The sequence below is a fragment of the Elusimicrobiota bacterium genome (assembly GCA_041660925.1).
Classification (GTDB): Bacteria; Elusimicrobiota; Elusimicrobia; order UBA1565; family UBA1565; genus JBAZUV01.
Genome location: JBAZVI010000008.1, coordinates 130,526 through 152,273, shown reverse-complemented (window position 1 = coordinate 152,273; position 21,748 = coordinate 130,526). Strand labels below are relative to the sequence as shown.

The following is a 21,748-nucleotide window of genomic DNA, read 5'->3' as shown; positions in this document are numbered from 1 at the left end:
GGCGGGCATCGACTCCCAGCTCGGGGTCAACTGCGCGTACATCGTCATCTCGAGCGTGACCGACGCCGCCGGAAACTGGTCGACCCCCGCGTTCACGGGGTCGACGAGCCGCGTGCGCATGATCTTCCAGCCGCCTCCGGCCACCACGACCCTCGCCGCGCCGCTCGCCATCCCCTATAACGACCTGAAGACCTTCCAGGGCCTCGCGAACCTGGACACCGCCCGCGTCGAGATCCAACTGAAGCGCGCCGATACGGGGAAGTGTTGGGGCGGCACCGTCGGGATGGGCTGGGTGGACTGCACGGTGGACGCCGCGACCGCCACGCGCACCGGCTATCCGGTCGGCGGGAACTGGGGCTATCCGGTCGTCGGCGAGGCCACGCCCTACTGGATCAACAACACGACCTACACCGTCTCCATCCGCGGCTTCAACGCGGCGAGCATCCAGGAGCTGCCGCCGCCCTTCGCGCACTCGGTGACCTTCTCCATCGATCAGACCTCGCCGACGACGACCATCACCTACCCCTCGGCCGGGGGCTTCGTCAACTCCGCGCCCAAGCTCGACGGCGCGACGAGCGACCCGGTCATCGGCGCCGTCACCTCGAACATCAAGAACCCCAACGGCGTCCAGGTCTTCCTCAAGCGCATGGACGCCGGGCACGTCGGCGAGGCGTGGGAGGAGGCGAGCGCGACCTGGCAGGTCGGGACCTTCTACTCGACCGCGACCTACTGGACGATCGGCTCGACCTGGAGCTGGCAGACGCTCACGCCGAACAAGGTCTGGCTCGACGGCGTGGGCTACCAGCTGCAGGTCTTCGCGCTCGACAACGCCGGCGGCGGCCTCAACCCCAACATCGAGGCGCCCGCCGCGCCCATCAGCTTCAACTACGACATCTCGTATCCGACGGCGAGCATCCTGTCGATGTGGGCCGGCACGACCTACTCGGTGGTCAACGCGACGGGCACGGTCTACGAGACGGCTCCGGGCCAGCTCAACTACGTCTCCCTCGAGATCAAGGACCACGGCACCCCGGCCGCCCCGCTCAACCCCCCGGCCTTCTGGGACGGCACGGCCTGGCAGCAGCCCGGACCCGCCTCCACGAAGGCGGTCGTCGGCGGTACGGACTGGGCGGTGACGGCGCTGCCGCCGCTGCTCGATCAGCACTTCTACACGTTCGTCTCGAGCGCGGTGGACAAGGCCGGCAACCCCCAGAGCCAGATGAACAGGGTCGTCAACAAGTCCTCGGTGAGCTTCTACGCGGACCTCACCGCGCCGACCATCGTCTTCACGAACCCGCCCTCCGACAACTACTACACGCGGAGCATCGGCGACGTGCTCGGTTCCGTGACCGACCTGAACTCTCCGCAGGGGGCGGGCATCCCGGCGAGCATCGCCGGCCGCTTCTACGTGAAGGTGCAGATCAAGTACCTGTTGGGGGGCGCGACCTTCTACTACAACAACAGCGGCGGCTTCTCGAACGGGCTCACGGAGGACCTGGGCAGCTCCTGGTTCAATCCCGCGGGCTACGCGTCGCTCAGCAACTGGTCGGGCAACTGGTCGTACTCGAACGGCGGCCTCTCGACGAGCTGGGTCCCGGCGAGGAGCTACCGCATCTCGGTCATCGGCGGCGACCAGGCCTATCCCGTCCAGAACTGGTCGAGTTCCTTCACCCTCGCCAACGTGACCTACGACATCGCGACGCCCACCGCGGCGGTCACGGGCCCCTCGGACCAGGCGCCGTATCGGACCGTCGCGCAGACGAGCGGCACGGTGATCGACAACTTCGACGGCGTCAACGCCGTCAACCTCGTCATCTCCTACGTGCAGAGCGGGACGACCTATTACTGGAACGAGGGCTCCTCGACCTTCACCGTCGCCTACGCGCAGGCGCCGGCGGTCGTCGCCGTCCCCGGCTCGAACGCGACGACCTGGTCCTATACCCACCCCTCGCTCACGGGCGCGGGAGGGGACTGGATGAACCGCGGCATCCTCAGCCGCGTCTACCGCGTCTACGCGTTCGCCGCCGACCGCTGCGGCAACGTCCAGACGAACGCCTCGACGGCGACCTTCGTCATCGACAACTGGGCGCCGGCCGGCGACTCGAACCGGCCCGTCGGCGGCGCGCTCGTCGCCAGCGGCAACAACTACTACGGCCCGGCCAACCCGCTGGCGGACATGACCGGCACCTCCTCGGACCTGCCCGCCTATCCCTCCGGCTTCCCGACCGCCCGCTCCTCGAAGGTCGAGGTCCGGGTCAAGCGCAGCGTCGGGGCCCCCAACTACTATTGGGACGGGGTCGCGGCGTGGGGCAGCGTGGCCGAGACCTGGACGACGGTGACCGGCAGCGACACCTGGAACTACGGCATCGCGAAGCTCCCGGACTTCGGGCAGGGCGCGAGCCTGGGCTGGGACGACAACGCCCTGATGACGGTGAACACGCGCGCGACCGACCTCGTGGGCAACGTCTCCGCGATGTCCACGCAGACCTTCACCTGGGACTCCACGCTGCCGCTGAGCTACATCGTGAACCCCTCCTCCACCCATGTGCGGGTGCTGACCCAGATCGACGGCACGGCCAGCGACGCGAACTCCGTCCTGGCGGGTCTGGGCCGCGGCGCCGGCGTCAGCAAGATCGAGCTCGCCGTGCGCAACAACAACCCGGCCATCGAGTCCTGGTGGGACGGCGCCGGCTTCAACGTCAACGACGGCGACCACACCCTCGGCTCGGGCTGGCTGCAGACCTCGAGCGCCACGGAGGTCGCGCCTCCCACGGGCGCGCCGTGGTGGTACAACTCGGCCGGCATCCCCTTCCTGACGAACACGGGCTACACGGTGCAGGCGCGCGCGCTCGATCGCGCGGGCAACTACGCGAGCCCGGTCGCTCAGTGGAGCTTCACCTACGACAACGTGAAGCCGAGCATCACGCTGCAGCGCCCGGCCATCGCCGCGAACCTCACGCTCAGCCGCCTGCCCACCATCAGCGGCGTCGCCACCGACGACGTGCTCCTCGCCACGGTGCAGGTCCGCATCCGGCGCAACGACATCAACAGCTACTGGCTGCCGGGCAGCTACCCGCCGAGCTTCAGCATCGCCGAGGGCGCCGCCGGCACGGCCTGGTACGACGTCGGCGGGACGCTGAACTGGTCCACGGGCCCCTACGCGAACAACTTCTTCGCGGACTCGGTCAACTATTCGATCCACGCGCGCTCGATCGACAAGGCCGGCAACATCGCCGACTATACGGCCTCGACCTTCACCTTCACGACCCAGCTGCCGCAGTCCTTCGTAGCCTCGCCGAGCACGTACGCGCTCTCCTCCTTCGCCTCCATCCAGGGCACGGCCTCGGACCCGGTCTCGACGATCGACGCCACGCGCTTCTACATCGGCATCCAGCGCACCTCCGACGGGTGGTGGTACGACGGCGCCGGCTTCAGCGTCAACCAGCCGACCCCGTTCTGGCTCATCGTCCCCACGGTCAACAACACGCCGCCCTACGACTGGTCCTACGTGGACCTCACCGAGGGCAAGCTTCAGAACGGCGTCGAGTATCACATCGTCACCCTGTCCTCGAACACCGCGGGCAAGGTCGAGGAGCTCGGACTCGGCAACGGGGACACCGGCCGCGACCGCTACTTCATCTACGACCACGTTCCGCCGACCTCGAACGCCGCCTTCCCCGCGGAGGGAGCGGTCATCAACGCCCTCGCCGCCATCCAGGGCACGGCGAAGGACAACTATCCCGGCGCCGGCATCTCCGGGGTCTCGAGCATGACGGTCTCCATCCAGGAAGTCGCCCCGGTCGTCGCCGCGTACTGGAACGGCGGCTCCAGCTTCACCCTCTCCAGCGAGCGCTTCTGGGCGGTGGACCAGCTCGTCGGCACGACGAGCAACACCTACACCTGGAACATCACGGCGAACCGGCCGGCCCTGGTCTCGGGCAAGACCTACCGCATCCGGATGAACTCCGCCGACGACACGCGCCCGGCCTCGAACGTGCAGACGGTCATCTCGTCGGTCACCTTCAGCTATGAGACCTCGCTGGCGACCGCGATCGTCACCGTCCCCACCAACAACAGCTATCGCAAGACGCTGGGGAGCATCGTGGGAACCGCCCTGGACGTCTTCGGCGTCAGCGTCGCCTCCATCGCCATCAGCACCTACGGCGGCCAGTACTGGGACGGCAACAACTACAGCTCGGTGCCGCCCCTCTGGTTCACCGCCCAGACGACCCCGACCGTCAACGCGACGGTCTCCGACTGGAGCTTCACCTCGGGGACCTTCAACTTCCAGGACAACAAGCGCTACCAGATCCGCGTGCGCGTGAAGGCCCGCTCGAGCCTCTCCAGCGAGGGCGACCCCGTGGTCTTCACCTACGACACCACGGACCCGAACTCCGACATCACGGCGCCGACCCGGCAGAGCCACCCTCAGAACTCGAACGCCACCGGCCTCTTCCTCAACACCCTGGCCAGCATCACGGGCACCGCGGCGGACCCCAACGCCCTGGCCTCGGGCGCCAGCGGCGGCCAGTTCTACCTGCGCGACCTCAACAGCGACCTGTACTGGACCGGCTTGGGCTGGTTCAGCTACAACGCGAACACCGCCTGGCTCTCGACGACCTGGGAGACCGCGCCCTGCGGCATCGGCTTCTTCTGCACTTCGGCCGGTCTCCCTCCCGCCACCGGCCCCGACCGGCTCACCAACGGCCACATCTACGAGGTCAAGGGCCGCGCCTCGGACTCGGCGGGCAACGTGCAGAGCGCGCTCGCGCAGGGCACGACCTTCACCTTCGACAACTCGGCGCCCGCGGTCTCGGTCAACGCGAACGTGCTGCCCCCCGCGGTCGGCGAGAACCCCGGCGCCGTCAACGACGACCTCGTCCCGGAGACCCCTCCCAAGTACCTCAACGCGCTCACGAAGATCGGCGGAACGGCGCAGGACAACTACAACGTGGCCCGCGTGCAGTACCGCTTCTATCAGCGCATCGGCGCCGGCGGCAACTGGTGGCACAATGCGCAGCAGACGAACCCCGGCTTCAACGTCGCGAACCTGCCCGAGGACTCCTGGCAGGTCGCCGTGGGCTCGACCCCCGGCTCGGCGTCTCTGCTCTGGACCTCGACCTCCATCCCGAACTTCGCCGGCAACCCCGGCCGCTACCAGGTCATGGCGCGCGCCGTCGACACGGCGGGCAACACCCTCATCTACTCCACCGCCTCGTTCACGCTCGACGACGTGCCCTCGATCTCGAAGTCCTCGAGCGTCATCGACACCGAGGTCCTCAACCGCCTCACGAACATCTACGGCACCGCCTACGACGGCAACGGCGTGCAGACCGTCTTCATCAAGATCGAGCGCAAGTCCGACACGAAGTGCTGGAACTGGCAGACCCCCGGCGTCTTCGGCGCCGACTGCAGCTTCTTCGCCCAGATGCCGGTCGTCGGCGCGGCCCCGGACTTCACCTGGGAGCAGAACGCCGACATGCCGCCGCCGAACAACAACGTCACCGGCCTGCAGACGGGCGCGACCTACTACCTCACGACTCGCGCGCGCGACGTGGCCGGCAACTACGAGGCTGCGCTGACGACGATCAGCTTCGTCTTCGACAACACGCCGCCGACCATCACCATCGACACGCCCTCCATCGGCAGCTATTGGGCGAGCATGGCCAACCCCGGCAACGGCCCGGTGCTCAGCGTCCTCTCGGGCCGCATCTCGGACTCTCCGGCCGGCGTCGCGCAGAACATCGACGACTCGACCTGGAGCGTCCGCTTCAACATGCAGGACGTCAACTCCACCAAGTGGTTCGATGGTTCGACCTTCACGCTGACCGGCGAGCCCGTCCCGGCGCTCCTCACCGACAACTCGAACTGGCAGCAGGCGGTCGGCAGCCCCGGCTTCGCCTTCGCCGACGGCCACACCTACCGCATCAAAGCGGTCGCGCGCGACCGCATCGGCAACGCCGAGGACCAGGCGACGAAGGGGATGCAGCAGTTCCTCATCGACAACACCTTCCCGACGGCCTCGGCGATGACCCCCAACGGCCTGGGCAACACCGAGACCGACAACGTCACCCTCTCGGGCAGCGCGGAGGACGTCACGCCCGGCGGCGGCCTCTCCCAGTCCTCGGTCGCGCTGCCGACCGACGTGCTCCTCTCCATCCGGCAGGCGTCGACGACGGCGAAGATGGTCCCCGACACCGACGACTATTACTGGAACGGCGCCTCCTTCATCCTCAACGCCGACGCGCTCAACGACAACACGTCCATCTGCACGGCCCCCAACGTCCCGGCCAACTGCCGCTGGGTCAGCGCCACGACCTACAATCCGGCGACCCACGGCTGGACCTACACCGGCCTCGGTTCGGGCGGCACGGCCTGGACGCGCGGCAAGGCCTACTTCGTGCGCGTGCGCGCCCGTGACCGCGCCCAGAACCTCTCGACGCCCGCGAACGTGCCCATCCCCGGCTACTATTTCAAGGTCGCCGCTCCGGCCGCGAAATTCAAGATCGACACCTCCCAGGGCCCGTACACGGCCGGCACGGCCCAGACGGTGACGGTGACCGCGCTCGACGACCTCGACCAGGTGGCGAGCAACTTCACCGGCACCATCGTCTTCTCCTCACCCGACCCCGGTGCGCCGGAGATCCCCGGGAACGGTCTGCCCTCGAACTACGCTTATCAGCCCTCCGACAACGGCGTGCACACCTTCGGCCTCGGCATCCTGCTCCGCAAGTCCGGCACGCGCTCGCTGAAGGTCGAGCAGGCGGGCAACCCGCTCATCAACGGCACGACCGGGAACATCGTCGTGAACACCGACGTCGCCGACCGCATCGTCGCCGTCCTGCCCGGACAGCAGCTCGCGCCCGGCACCGGCAGCGGCCGTTCGGGCGGCGTCCAGTCGAGCACCGCGGGCGTCACCTTCTTCACGACCCTCTACGTCACCGACCAGTTCTTCAACACCGTGGTCACGAGCGCTCCGCTCAACGTGAGCATCACCCACAACGACGCCAACGCGGCCGCCATCGTCCCGACCGTCTGGAACAGCGGCAGCATGAGCGTCTCGGCGACCCTCAAGTCCAAGCGCGGCAACTGGACCATCCCCGGCCCCACGACGAACGTCACCCTCACCGTCGCCGGCGCCGGCGTGCCCGGCGTCTGGAACCAGGGCTCGGTGCCCGTGCTCGCGAACACCGGCTCGCCTCAGAAGAACCTCCTCCTGCGCTTGCCCGGCGAGAACCTCAACCCGGGCTCGGCGACGGGCAAGACGACGAGCATCCCCACCGTCCAGCAGGCGGCGTCCACCTTCACCGCCACCGTCTACGCGTCGGACGGCTTCTTCAACCCGTACGAGCCCTACCAGAACCAGCAGCCCAACGTCTGGCTCGAACTCAACACCTCCTTCGGAACCGCCGACTCGACGAAGACGCTGACCCAGGCCGCGACGACCTACGCCGTCTACGTCCTGGCGGCCTCGACCGGCATCCAGGTCGCGGTGCGCACCGACACCCCGGGCTTCCTCGAGATGTCCACCGGCGTCGTCGTCGTGCCCAACATCCCCTGGCAGATCCAGCTCCTGCTGCCGGGCCAGCAGTCGCTGCCCGGCTCGCTGAGCGGCTTCTCCGGCGCGCTCGTCCCGCTCACCGCGGGTACGACCTACAACGCCACGGTCAACCTCGTCGACCAGTTCTACAACGTCGAGTCCGCGACCTCGGTCTACGTGCCGAGCATCACGAACCCGATGGTCCAGCTCGCTTTCTCGGACGTGCAGATGGTCGGGCGCGGGCTCATCGCCGACCCGTACAAGCTGCCGCTCATCAGCGGCTCGAAGCTCTTCCCGTTCACGCCCGCCGCGCGCACCTGCCCGCTCTGCGTCCCCTCGCTGGCCATGCTCACCGTGCAGGCGATGGACACCGGCGAGAACGGCGGCACGAGCTACCTTTCCACGACCTCGCTCAACGTCCAGGTCGACCCCGGCCCGGTCACGAAGCTCCAGCTGCTGCTGCCCAGCCACACCGGGGCGGGGGAATACCCGATGGAGGGCTCCCTGCTCGGCAAGGGCGGCACGCCCGGACCGTTCCTCGCCGGCAACAACTATCAGGTCACGATCCGCGCCGTCGATGATTATTGGAACCGCACGATGGACGGCCGCCTCGTCGCCCTGCGCGCCAGCGACCTCTACGCCTCGACCCCGACGGCGCAGTCGCTCTCCCAGGGCCAGATGATCAGCTTCGGCTTCATCCCGCGCACGGCCACCAACGCCCTGCAGCTCGACGCGGTGGATGCGGAGTTCTTCAACATCGCGACGCACACGATCGCGGGCCTCACGACGAACACGCGGCCGTTCTCGAAGCTCATGACGCTCATCCCGGGAGAGGTCTACACGCCGGGCAAGCCGCCCTACGACACCGGCGTCAACGGCGGGCGCGTCGTCCTCGCCTCGACGCAGGTCCCGGCGGGCACGCCCTTCACCTTCACGGTGCGAGGCGTCGACCAGTTCTGGAACGCGGTGGACGTCTCCTCGGCGGTGGGGATGACCGCCTCCGACACGCTCGCGAGCATCCCGACCCCGTTCCTGAGCCTCGTCAACGGGGCGACGTCCTTCACCTATACCCCCGTGCGCGTCGGCGCCCAGACCGTCTGCGGCACGACGACCGGGGTGTTCTCGAGCACCTCCAGCGTGTTCACCGTCGTCGGGGCGCGCCTCTCCCTCCTGGTCCAGGGGGAGACGCCGGCGCCGGGCGATGTCCCGAACCAGGGCCGCGCCGGGACCCCGGACGGGAACCTGGGGATGCCCGCGGTCCAGAACTTCACCGCCGGCGTGCCCTTCAATTTCACGGTGCGGCTGACCAACGCCAACTTCTTCCCGATCGCGTCGGGCTCGCCGTTGATGCTGCGCTTCTATTCCGACGACCCGTACGCGACGCTGCCGGCGGACACCATCCTCGACTCCGACGGCGAGACCGCCTTCACGGCCACGCTGGCCTCGGCGACCTCCGCCGGCAACCGCGTCTGGGCCGTGCCGCTCAACAATCCGGACATCCTGGCGTCGACCTCGACGCTGGTCAGGGTCGATCCCAACGCGCCGGCGAGGATCATCGCGCTCGCCCAGGGGATGGGCCTCGAGAAGGGCTCGCCGACCGGCTTCACCGGCGCCGCCGTCTCGACGGTGACCGGGAACAGCTATCCGATCGCCGTCTACGTCACCGACGCCTGGTACAACCCGGTGACCTCGCTCTCCCCCACGGCGAAGATCCGCGTCACCGACCCCAACGCGCCCTCGGTGGCGAACCTCGTGCTCACGGCGGGAGCCGCGACGACGAACGTCCAGTTCTATTCGAACACCGTCGTCGACCCCATGGGCGGGCCGTGGAGGATCGAAGTGTCCACGGCGGACGGCTCGAACCTCTCGTCCTCCACGATCTACGGGATCGCGGTGAATCCGGGGCCGCCGTACCAGTTCCAGGTCCTCGTGCCTACGGAGACCGCGCGCGCCGGCGACGTCGCCCTCCTCGGCCGCTCGACCCATTCGGCCATCTCGCAGCTGGCCGGCTCGACCTTCTCGGTGACGGTGAACCTCGTCGACCAGTACTACAACCGCGTGCTGCCGGGCTTCAACAGCGCGTACCGGCTCTACTCCGACGACCCGAACAACCACCTCGCCTCCCTCGGCGACTTCACGACCAACAACGGCCAGTACGTCACCACGCACACCTACCTCATCACGCAGAGCACCGTGACGGGCTGGACGATCTGGGCTTCGACGAGCACCGGCGACAACGTGCAGACCGGCGTCTCCACGCGCTTCATCGTCAACCCCTCGACCCCCACGAAGCTCGTCGTGGTGCTCCCCAACCAGCTCCGCACCGACGGCGTCGGCGTCACCGGAGTGCCCAGCGCCCAGATCGCCGGCGAGTCCTTCAAGGCGACGGTGTACGCCGTCGACCCCGGCTTCAACTACGTCGAGGGCATCTTCAAGACGAACGTCAAGATGGTCTCCAACGACACCTTCGCGCAGAGTTCCTGGACGCTCACGATGATGAACGGCGTCGCCATCACGACCGTGACCATGCGCACCGCGGGGACCCGCTCGCTGACGCTCACCGACCAGAGCGGCATGCAGCCGCTGCTCGCCGGCGTCGTCTCGAGCACCTTCTCGCTGACCCCGAGCAACCCCACGCGCCTGCGCGTGCGCCTGCCCAATGAATACGCGGTCCCCGGCTCGACGACCAACGGCCGCGGCGGCTCGGTCTCCGATCAGCCGGCCGGCTCCACGGTCACCATCACCGTCGAGATCACGGACTCCTTCTGGAACCTCACGCCCGGCGCCAGTCAGCAGGTGCGCATCGTCCCGACCGACCAGTTCGCGACCGTGACCCCGGCGACCTTCACGCTCGAAGGCGTCTGGCTCGTCGACATCGTGTTCAAGCGCGCCATGGCCAACCAGATCCGCGCCGAGATGAAGACGACCCCGCCGGACTGGGGGCAGTCGCTCGCCACCGACACCAGCACGCCCGTCAACGTCACGGCCGGCCTGCCGAAGAACCTCATCCTCATCCTCCCCGGAGAGACCTTCGACCCCGGCTCGGCCTTGGGCAAGGCCGGCGCCCCGGCCACGAACCTGCGCGCGGGACAGCCGTTCTACGCCAGCGTCGGCATCGTCGACCGCTTCAACAACCTCGTGCCGGGCCGCGCCGCCGACATCCGCATCAAGACCCCGTCGGGCTTCCCGTTCTCGGTCAGCGCGCCTATCGCGCCGATCAACACCTCCTTCGGCATCACGGACCCGACCGCGATGCCGACGACGCTCTTCGCCGCGGCGACCTGGCACCAGCTCATCGCCGAGGACTACAGCGCCTCGGGCCTGCAGGATTCGCCCTACACCTCCACCTTCACCATCCGCGCGGACGCGCCCTACGGCCTCCAGGTCCTGCTGCCCGGCGAGGTCCCCATCCCGGGCGCGATGAACTATCCGGCCGGCGGCAAGGCCGGCACGGTCTCGACGCAGACCGCGGGCGTGCCGTTCCTGGCCACGGTGAACCTCGTCGACCGCTACGGCAACGTGAACGGCGAGCAGGGCAACGGGCCCAACGTCTATCTCAAGACCACCGACATCTACGACGTGGAGCCCGCGACCGCTCCGCTGGCTTCGGGCAGCCTGGCCCTGCCGGTGGCGCTGGTGCAGAAGACGACGGGCGTCACGGTCGCCGTCTACCCGCGCGAACAGCTCGTCGACAAGATCTGCACGGCCAACCCGCCCAACAACGACTGCGTGGTGCAGCCCCCGGCCTCCGCCTCCCCGCGCTTCAAGGTCTTCGCCTCGACCGCGACCGCCCTGCAGGTCCTGCTGCCCGGCGAGACGCAGGTCCCCGGCAAGTGCAACACGGCCCCGTACTGCGCGGGCCTGCTCCCGACCGACACCCCCGGGAAGACCGGCACGCCGCTGCCCTTCACGATGACGATGCCCCAGTCGGCGTTCCAGGTCACGGTGAACCTCGTCGACAAGTACTTCAACACCGCGACCGAGATCTCCTCGGCGAGCGTCAACTGGGACACGAACCCGACGGCGACCATGCCGGATGTCCAGCTCACGATGCCGGCCGACCCGGTGGCGCTCCTCCCGCCGGCGGCCCCGCTGCAGCTGGGCAACTGGACCTACACCGTGACCCCGATCGTCTCGCTGACGACCTACAGCGTCGTCGCGGCCACGACCGCGGCCTCCACGGTCGTCTACAGCTCGGCGACCTCGGCGCAGTTCCCCGTCCACCCGGGTCCCGCGCACCACCTGCACTTCTCGAACGTCCCCTCGAGCACGACCGCGGGCAACCCCATCAGCTTCACGCTGACGGCGCACGACCAGTTCCATAACCTGCTCTCGACCGGGCCGAACCTCTACACCCAGACGGTGCTCTTCACGGCCGAGCTCTTCGACCAGCCCCAGGACGCGAACTTCATCCCGCCGCAGTACACCTTCCAGTACGCCGACCAGGGCATGAAGACCTTCAACTCCGCGGCCACCCTCAAGAAGGCCGGCACGCGCTGGATGCGGGCCGAACAGCAGTCGGACTGGACGGTCAACAGCGACGTCGCCGGCTACTCGACGAAGCCCACCATCGACGTCAAGCCGGGTCTGGCCGGCGCCGTCACCGTCAAGCCCGGTCCGCCTTCGACGACCATCAACGTGCGGGCGGGCAACCTGCTCGCCTACGGCTACGTCCAGTTCAACGGCCAGCTCTCGGACATCTACAACAACCCCCTGGTCTCGAGCGCTCCGGTCTACCTCGACGTCTGCAACGTCATCGGCTCCTCGGGCACGCTGTCCTGGTACGACGGGACGAGCTGGCACCCCATCGGCGTCTCGACGAGGATGTACACCGACGAGGTGGGGCGCATCGGCTACAACGGCGATCTCGACAACTTCAACGTGCCGCTCGCCTATTTCGTCTCCAGCAAGGCCGGCGACTCCGCGCGCGTGTGGATCGGCACCGCCACGGCCCCGGCGAACCTCACGCCCTACATCATGACCCAGCGAAACGTCACGGGCTCGCTCTTCACCATCGGCGGCGACGTGCGCCAGATCGTGCTCGTCTCCACGACCGCGTCGGCCCCGGTCGGCGACGACCCGGCCAGCGGCGGCGCCTTCGCCGTCGAGCGCCGAGACGACTTCGGCAACTCGACCGACCTCGGCCAGACCGACATCCTGCTCTCGCTGCCCGCCGACCAGGTCGCCGTGCACACCGGCAGCGGCTTCCGCCCCGGCATCCCCAACAGCGTCAGCGGCGACTACGGCTTCGCCGAGCCCAACTCGCCGTACAACTATCTCGTCAGCGTCTCGATCCCCGACGGGCTCAAGCAGGTGGACTTCCGATATCGCGACAAGATGAGTTCGTACGCGGGCCCCGACCCCGGGACCAACAAGGGCAACCGCGGCCGCCCGGGCTACTGGACGCTGCGCGTCATGCCGACGGGGACCGACGTGAGTTCCGCCACCTTCAGCATGCAGCTCGACCCGCTGGCGTCCGTCACCATGGGCTTCGGCAACCGCGTCAACAGCGAGGTCGTCGGCAAGGTCTACGACATCGGCGGCGTCACGCTGCGCTCCTTCCAGGCGCAGACGCAGGACCGCTTCAACAACCCGGTGGCGAACGCCGTGCCCTTCGTCGTCAGCCTCACGACGGTCTCGCGCCTGAGCGCGACCTACGACGACGCCTTCTCCTTCTCGCACTCCAGCGACATCGCCGCGGGCAGCCCGCCGCGCTTCCTCGCCGAGGTCAGCTCGGTGACCATCCCGGCGCTGCAGTTCGAGACCACGTTCTTCTACCTCGACACCCGCGCGTCGACCTATTACCCGCCCGCCCTGTCGAGCCGTCCGGTCATCGGCATCGCCGACTACAACGCCGTGCTCTTTAGCTCGGCCCAGTTCGTCAACACGATCCCCGACGTCATCAGCAAGATCGCGGTGCCGCCGCTCGCGAACCCCGTCCTGATGGCCGGCACGACCAGCGACGTGCTGGTCTTCCAGGTGCAGGACCGCTTCGGCAACCCCTCGGCCATCAAGCCCGGCCAGGAGGACGTCGGCTTCCCCTACGTGGAGTTCAGCATCAAGTCGAACTCCTTCGGGCGCACGCAGTTCTCGAGTCCGGACCCCGGCGAGTTCATCGAATCCACCGGCGTCGCGCGCCTCAACGTCGGCCAGTCGGCGACGACCTTCTACGTCATCGACACGCTGGTCACTTCGAGCACCCAGACCCTCACCGTGGACTCGGTGCAGAACCGCTTCTGGGAGATCGTCACCGCGACCTACTCGGTGGCCCCCGGTCCGCCGACCTTCGCGCGCTTCACGTCGCCCAACCGCTACCTCATCGCGGGCACGACCGTGCAGTTGAGCACGACGACGCTCATGCCGATGCCGACCTACATCGACGTCGAGCTGCTCGACGAGTTCGGCAACGTCACCTCCTCGAGCTGGGCCTTCCACACGGTGCTCATCAACTCGCAGAACTCGCCGACGACCCGCGGCGGTCAGGACCCGCTGAAGACGGTCAAGGACGGCTCGGACTGGCGCAAGATCGGCCCGGCGGACTCCCCGCTGCCGATCACCATCGACATCGGCTCGCCGCGCGCACGCTTCTACGTGTGGGACACGAAGGTCGGGACCACGACCCTGCAGGCCTCGGTGGTCCGTCAGGACGGCTACTCCATCCCGCTCATCACGCAGGACGCCTACATCACGCCGAACAGGGCGGACTACATCACCCTCTATCACCCGTTCACCATCGCGGCTCCTCTGCGCGTGGGCGTGCCCGGCGTCATCGCGCGCAACGTGGGCGGGCGCAATCTCGGCGTCGTCCTGCGCGACAAGTACGGGAACATCGCCGCGGGCCACCCCTACAACAAGCAGTACTTCGAGGGCTTGGTGACGTTCTTCACCTCCGGTTCTTCCGAGAGCGTCCAGCTCATGGACCTGGGCAACAGCACGGACGTGCCGAACTCCCACTGGTTCAAGGGCGAGCTTGATTCCAACCCGGGCATCTTCACCGGCCTGCAGCTGCAGGACTCGGTCGTCGAAGAGCTCGTTCTCTCGGCGACCGCGACGGCGATGCCGTGGATCTGGGGCCGCACCAGCGACGCGGGCCGCGCCTTCAACGACGCGAGCTACACCCCGACCCTGCTCTCCGACGGGAACATCCAGACCGCCGGCATCGTGGTCTTCCCGCAGGACCTCGCTCCGGAGAAGAACTTCGACGGGACGGTGAAGACGATCAAGGCGATGGCGGGTCAGACGCGGCCGGTCATCCGGCAGGGCGACGGCCGGACGGTCACCTCGCCGCGCGCCGTCGAGATGCTGCGCATGTCGGTCAAGGTCGCTCCCTCGAGCGCCACGCTGCAGGCCGACATCGCCGGCCTCCAGGTGCAGAAGCTCGGCCTCCTGGACCCGCGGCATGTCGACGAACTCGCCCTCTACTTCGACGAGAACGGCGACGGTCTCTTCGACGAGGACGTCGACGTGCTGGTCGCCACCGCCGCGCTCGACACGGCGAACAACCTCTGGGTCTTCGGCGACCCGAACCAGAACCAGACCGAGCTCTACGTCGCCGACCCCGGGCGCATGAAGGTCAACACGAACGTCAAGAACATGTTCATCACTCTGCGCATGGCGGCCACCGGGTATCTGGAGAGCGAGCTGCCCTCGAACCTGGGCATCACCATCCCCTCGCCCTCGTTCTTCCGCCTCTCCCCGGCCAGTCAGGTCGGCGTGGCGAGCAACTTCTTCGCCATCAAGACCGCGACCTCCCCGGTCGAGCGCGAGGCCGCGCGCGTAAACGTCATCGGCTCCGACATCGGCGCCTGGTGGTCGCCCAAGAACGAGCTCGGCGTCCAGCAGCCGCTGGCCAGCTACAGCTACGTCGACCAGGGCGCGAACTTCGTGGGCATGCTCAAGCTCCAGCTCTGGACCGACAACCATACCGGCACCGTCGGCAAGGTCCGCGTCGCGCACAACGGCAGCGGCGCCGACGGCGACATCCGCGGCGTGCGCATCTTCTGCGACACCGGTCCCGACGGCAACCCGGCCGGCGGCGACGGCGTCTTCCAGTACTCGATCGACAAGGAGCTCACCGTCACGAGCGCCCCGATCACCTTCGCGAACCGGTCGGTGAGCCTCGGCCTGCGCATCCTCACGCCCGACATCGACCCCTACAACGAGGCCCAGCGCACGGTCTCGCCCTCGACGATCACCTACTTCGTCGTGCTCGACGTCGCGGCGGGCGCGGCGCCGACCTATACCCATGGGGTGCAGATCAGCGGACCCTCGGACATCATCCCGTTGCTCGGCAACGGCAACGTCCTCTCCTTCTCGCCCATCGTCTCGACGAACGCGGCGGTCCACGCGACCTCCGATCTCGCCTACGTCGACAAGGTCGACGCCGAAGGCGACGGCGGCATCGGCGCGGTCGCGACCTCGATCACGCAGAACGACGTCAACGCCCCGGTCTCCAAGCTCACGCTCAGGACCTACACCGGCTCGGCGGTCTGGTCGGGCATCATGTTCGACCGCTGGATCCATTCGAACGCGACGGGCGGCTACCTCAAACTGCTCAACCAGGCCTCGGACGTCCTCGACATCAAGGTCTGGTCCGACGTCAACGGCAACGGCCTGCTCGAGGCGACCCCCGATCTCTTCGGCAACACGACCGACCAGATCGTCTCGCCGCAGTCGGGCATCGTCCATAAGTTCCCGACCGGCAAGCTGCGCTCGCCCATCGATGCGGCGACCCCCGGCCCCATCGACGTCTTCGTCACCAACCTCGCCGACTTCTTCCCGACCGACGACGTCATGCCGGCGACGCCCGAGCGCCTGGTGTTCAACGACGCCCAGGCCGATGAGAACCAGAAGGAGGTCATGCTCTGCCTCGACGTCGACTTCTCGTCGAACGCCTGGCGCAACTGCACGCGCGCGATGGACGGCACGGCCCAGCTTTCCTTCGCGACCAACACCGTCATCTCCGGCCCGGCGCGCATCCCGATCACCGGCGTGGGCGGCGGTCAGACGCTGACGGGCGGGCCGCGCCACTTCTTCGTGACCTTCGACGTCAACCCCGAGGCCACCGTGGGCCCCTCGGCGAACCTCGGCGTCATGGTGCCGAACACGCACTATTTCCTCATCCAGATGCCGAAGGCCATGTCCACCTTCAACGTGGGCCTGCCCCCGCTCGGCCTGACGCGCTCGCTCGTGCCCAACGTGCAGGAGTTCCCGGACAAGGTCACCGTCGTCTCGACGAACACGGTCGACGACGTCAACCTCGGGCCGTTCCTGCAGCAGCTCTCGACGGGCGCGGTGCTCTCCTTCACGCTCAAGACGGACGTCGGCGACGCGCTCTGGCGCTGGTTCGTCGTCACCGCCACCGGGACTTCGGCGGATGTGGGCGCCCAGCTCAACGACGTCCAGCTGGTGTCCGTCTGGAAGGACGTCAACAACGACGGCATCTTCCAGCAAGGCCAGGACGTGCTCGTGGGCACCGGCACCTTCGGCAACGCCGGCAATCCGCAGCAGGCGCGCGTGAACCTCTTCGACTGGTACCGCGTGACGACGGTCGGCAAGGCCAAGGACTCCCAGCGCTTCTTCATCGCCTATCTGCTCTCCAACAACGCCGAGACCAACGACCCCGTGACCCAGCAGCCGCGCACCCTGGGCGCCATCCTCAAGGCCGACGCCTTCCCGCGGAACAACCCCTCGGTGGATGAGCCCGCGGCCAACGCCTTCTCGCTGCCGAACTACTACGACGGGACCTCTCCGCTGCCCTATGCCGGAAAGACGCGCGAGATGATCCCCTCGCCGCAGAAGATGTACCTGCGCATGGTGCCGATGTTCTCCGCCGCCCACGGCACCTTCGAGGCGCCGACCGTGAGCTCTCCGGTCGCGACGGCTACGGGCACCGGGGTCGTGGACACCTACTGGCTCATCAGCTCGACCTCCGGTCTGCCCACGGGCGGCGCGACGACCTACCTCACCGTCGACGAGGAGATCGTCTCCTACGAGTCCGTGGGCTTCGTCGAGTATCCGCCGGGGCTCGGGATCTTCATCCCCGCGCTGCTCAACGTCCACCGCGCGCTCGTCGACACGAAGCCGCAGCCCCATTCGGGCGGCGCCGTCATCGCTCCGCCGCTCGAGCAGGGGACGATCAACAACGCCGTGGCCCGGATGGAGGCCTACTCGGGCGGCTTCCAGGTCCAGTGGAACCGTCTGCGCATGCAGTTCGAGGTTCCGCCGGGCATCAACGTCCGCGACACGGACGTCACGACGGTCAAGCTCTGGCGCTCCTCGAGCACGGGCTACGCGCCGGACTTCCATCGCGACCCGACGACGATGCTCAACCAGCAGGACATCATGCTCGGCAAGGGGACGATGCAGAACGGCGTCGTGGTCATCAACATCAAGGACCCCTCGCTGCTGAACACCGAGTACACGCTCGTTCCGCGTTCGACGCAGACCTACTACATCTCGATCGACATCGACCAGGCCGCGCACTTCACGCATAAGGACCTGCCGACGCAGCGCAACGAGTCCATCGGGCGCTACCAGCCGGTCGGCACCGACTTCTCGCTCGGCCCGGCGGGCGCCGGCCACCAGACCGTGGTCACCAGCGGCAAATTCACGCCGCCGTTCCCCGTCGTGCCGACGGTGAACACCCTGACGCTCACCTTCGCGCGCTTCTCTCCGAACAACGCGATGCAGAACGACGTCAACGTGCCGATCGCGAAGGTCACGGCGAGGACCGACCGCAACACCGTCCGCTGGCAGAAGCTCGCCTTCGACCGCTCGGGCTCCGCCGATGCGCTCGACACCGACATCACCCTCGTCCGCGTCTGGAAGGACGTCGACGACGACGGGCTCTTCACCGACCTGGACCGCGCGACCGACGCGGCCGGCGAATACTCGAACATGATCACCTACGGCAACGAGACCTTCTCGTCGGGCACGGTGAGCGCGAATTTCAAGGCGGTGGTCACGGTCAGTACGACGCCGCAGACCTTCTTCGTCAGCTACAACATCTCGCAGTTCGCCGGCGTCGGGACCTCGGAGGGCCTGCGCATCCCGAGCACGAGCTACGTGACGGTCGAGGTGCCGCACTCCGTCGCCCTCACCTCGGCGCCCTTCGAGACGAGTCCGCAGGTCATCATCGACAAGGTCCCTGCGAAGCTGACCCTCGGCGTCAACGACACCATCTTCAACAGCGCCGTCCAGGCCGTCGGGCAGGCCCAGCAGAACGTCAACTTCCTGCGCATGAACCTGCGCACCGACATCAGCCTCGCGACCTGGCAGAGCCTGCGCGTGGCGCGCAGCGGCGGAAGCCAGGACCCCGACAAGCTCTTCGGGCGCAACACCGACGTCGGCTTCGTGCGCCTCTGGAAGGACATCAACCAGAACGACGAGCTCGATGAGGCGGACCTCAACATCTCGGAGGCCGGCACCCTGCTCATGCAGGTCGTCTCCTCGTCGGCCGCCCCGCCGTTCCAGCTGGTCCTGGGCTCGACGACGGGCTTCCCGCTGAGCGGCAAGGGCCGGGTCTATGTCAGCGACGCCGAGCTCATGACCTTCAGCGGCGGCTACGGGAGCACGCTCATCGGCGGCACCACGTTCCCCACGCTCACGGTGGTCTCGCGCGGCGACGCGCTGGGCACGGGCCCCACCCCGGCCATCGGCCACGGTCTGGGGACCAACGTGCGCAAGGTCGACCTCTTCAATCAGACCAACGACGTGGACCTGCAGACCATGGTCGAGCTCTCGGCCCCGCAGATCCTCTCGCCGACCCCGGCCGTCTTCTTCCTCACCTACAACATCGGCGCCACGGCCGTGAAGAACGACGAGGTCTCCGTCGAGATCCTCGACAAATCCTGGATCGGGCTGAAGCTGCCCGACGAAGCCGGCACGGTCGTCAGGTACAACGTCTCGAAGACCCTTCCCAACGGGTCCCTCGTGGGGACCTATCCCTTCAAGGGTACGAAGGTGCACATCACTCCGCTGACCCTCAAGTTCCAGACGCGCAACATCGCCCCCGCCGCGGCGACGGCCGGGCAGACCAACGTCCCGCTCATGCAGTACACGATGAAGGTCAACTCGGACTTCGTCCGCGTCGCTCAGCTCAAGCTCAGCCAGGCCGGCACGATCTCCGAGTACCCGGCGCCGGTCGCCCGCGGCGATGCGCGCGCCGTCACCGTCTGGCTCGACGACGGAAACGACGCGTTCACGCCGAACACCGACAAGCTCATCGGCAACCTCACCCACAACGGGTTCGCCGGCGGGCTCCCGCAGTTCGACGACGGCACGGCGCTCGTCAGTCTCTCGGTCTCGAGCATCCCTTACCTGACGATCACGACCACCCCGGTCAACATCTTCATCGCCGTGGACATCTCCACCGTCGACCTCGCCGGCCGCAGCACGCTCGGCGACCGCGTCGGCTTCGCGCTCAACAAGTTCGCGGACATCATCGGCCCGAACTCCGCCGAGCTGACCGCGGCTTCCGACGTCTCCAACGAGCTGCAGTTCCCCGCGAAGTCGACGCTCGTGCGGATCTCGACGGCCATCATCCCGCTCTCCAACGTGCTGCCCGCCATCACGGTCGCCGACAACGGCTACCCCGCCTTCGCGCTGCGCGACATCGACGGGAACGTCATCCTCTCGACGGCGACCGGCCGTCCGCTGCCCGATCCCACGCGCTGGATCATGACGAAGCCGATCGGCAAGGTCGCCGCCGTTCCCGCGCTCGCCGAGGAGCCGCTCATCGACCTCAACGGCGACGGCGTCCCCGACAACTTCGACTTCCTGAGGACCGGGCAGCGCCAGTTCGTCAGCCTCATCGGCACGGACAAGCCGTCGCAGGACATCGACGGCGACGGCATCCTCGACATCGACATCAACAACGACGGCATCCCCGACAAGGTCGCCGACGACGGCAAGGGCAACCCCGTCTACTTCATCGTCGACAAGGACGGCAACCAGCTCCCGCTCTCCGACCAGGGCCTGGCCATGTCGGCCTGGAACGCGAACAGCACCAACATCAACATCGCCTGGGCCCTGCCCTCCTCGACGGGGACGCTCGGCGGCTACCAGCTTGCCGTCGGCGACAGTTTCGAGAAGCCCGAGAGCTTCACCTTCGGCTGGAAGAACGTGGGCATGGCGACCTCCGGCACCGTCTCGGGCCTCGCGCTGCCGGTGCCCAAGATCACACGCCTCACCGCCTCCTTCGGACCCAACGACGCGACCATCAGCGTCGAGGACGCCACCATCTTCTTCGACCAGGGACGCATCTCGGTGGGCTCCGAGATCATCGGCGTCAAGCGCGTCGACAACAAGACCTTCGAGGTCGTCACCGGACAGCTCAGCTGTCCGGTCAGCACGGGCCGCGGCTGCGCCGGCTCCCTGCCGCAGCAGCACCTGAAGGGGGAGACGGTCTCCGACGGGATGGTGCTCATCTCGGTGCGCGGCTTCAGCGGCGACGTCAACGCGCCGTCGAGCTATATGCCCTCGCAGGGCGGCCGTCCGCTGGCCGTCTTCCGCATCGACCCGACCCCGCCGACCTCCCCCGGCACCGCGATCCCCCAGGTGCCGCCCGGACAGCCCTCGGGCTCGAGCTTCGTCGTCGCCTGGTCGCCCGCCGGCGACGGGGAGTCGGGCATGATGGCTTATGAGGTCCAGGAGCGCAGCGGCGTCGACCCCGTCTGGCACTCGCTCGGCATCATCCCGGCCGTCAAGACCGGGGGCGTCGTCAACAACTCCTTCAACGTCGGCAACGCGGCGACCAGCCCCGCGGAGAAGCCGCGCATGGCCAACCAGTTCCTCACCTACCGCGTGCGCGCCTACAACTACGCGGGCCTGCCCTCGCCGTGGTCGTCGGAATCCGCCTCGGTCGCGACGACGCTCGCGACCACCGTCATCGAGAACGTCTCGAACTTCCCGAACCCCTTCGACTCCCGCAAGGGCGGGCCGGAGGGGAAGACGCAGATCACCTACACCCTGGGCGCCGACGCATCGGTGGACATCACGATCTACGACCTCCTCGGCTACGTCGTGCGCACCATCCACAAGAACCCCGGCGACATGGGCGGCCGCCTCGGCCCGAACTTCGTCGAGTGGGACGGCAAGAACGGCATGGGCCGGCTCGTCTCGAAGGGCGGCTACATCGCCCGCATCAAGGTCGGCTCCTCGCTCGGCACGGCCACCGTCATCCGGAAGATCGGCGTTATTCACTAA

At 67.9% G+C, this 21,748-nt stretch carries 1 protein-coding gene (only partly in view); it reads left to right on the top strand.

Features of this window, described 5'->3' with window-relative positions:
* Positions 1-21,748: the 3' portion of a hypothetical protein gene (locus WC969_12185; protein MFA6030606.1), read on the top strand. 13,934 nt of this gene lie to the left of the window's left edge; only the last 21,748 of its 35,682 coding nucleotides appear in the window; its start codon lies beyond the left edge, outside the window; its stop codon occupies positions 21,746-21,748.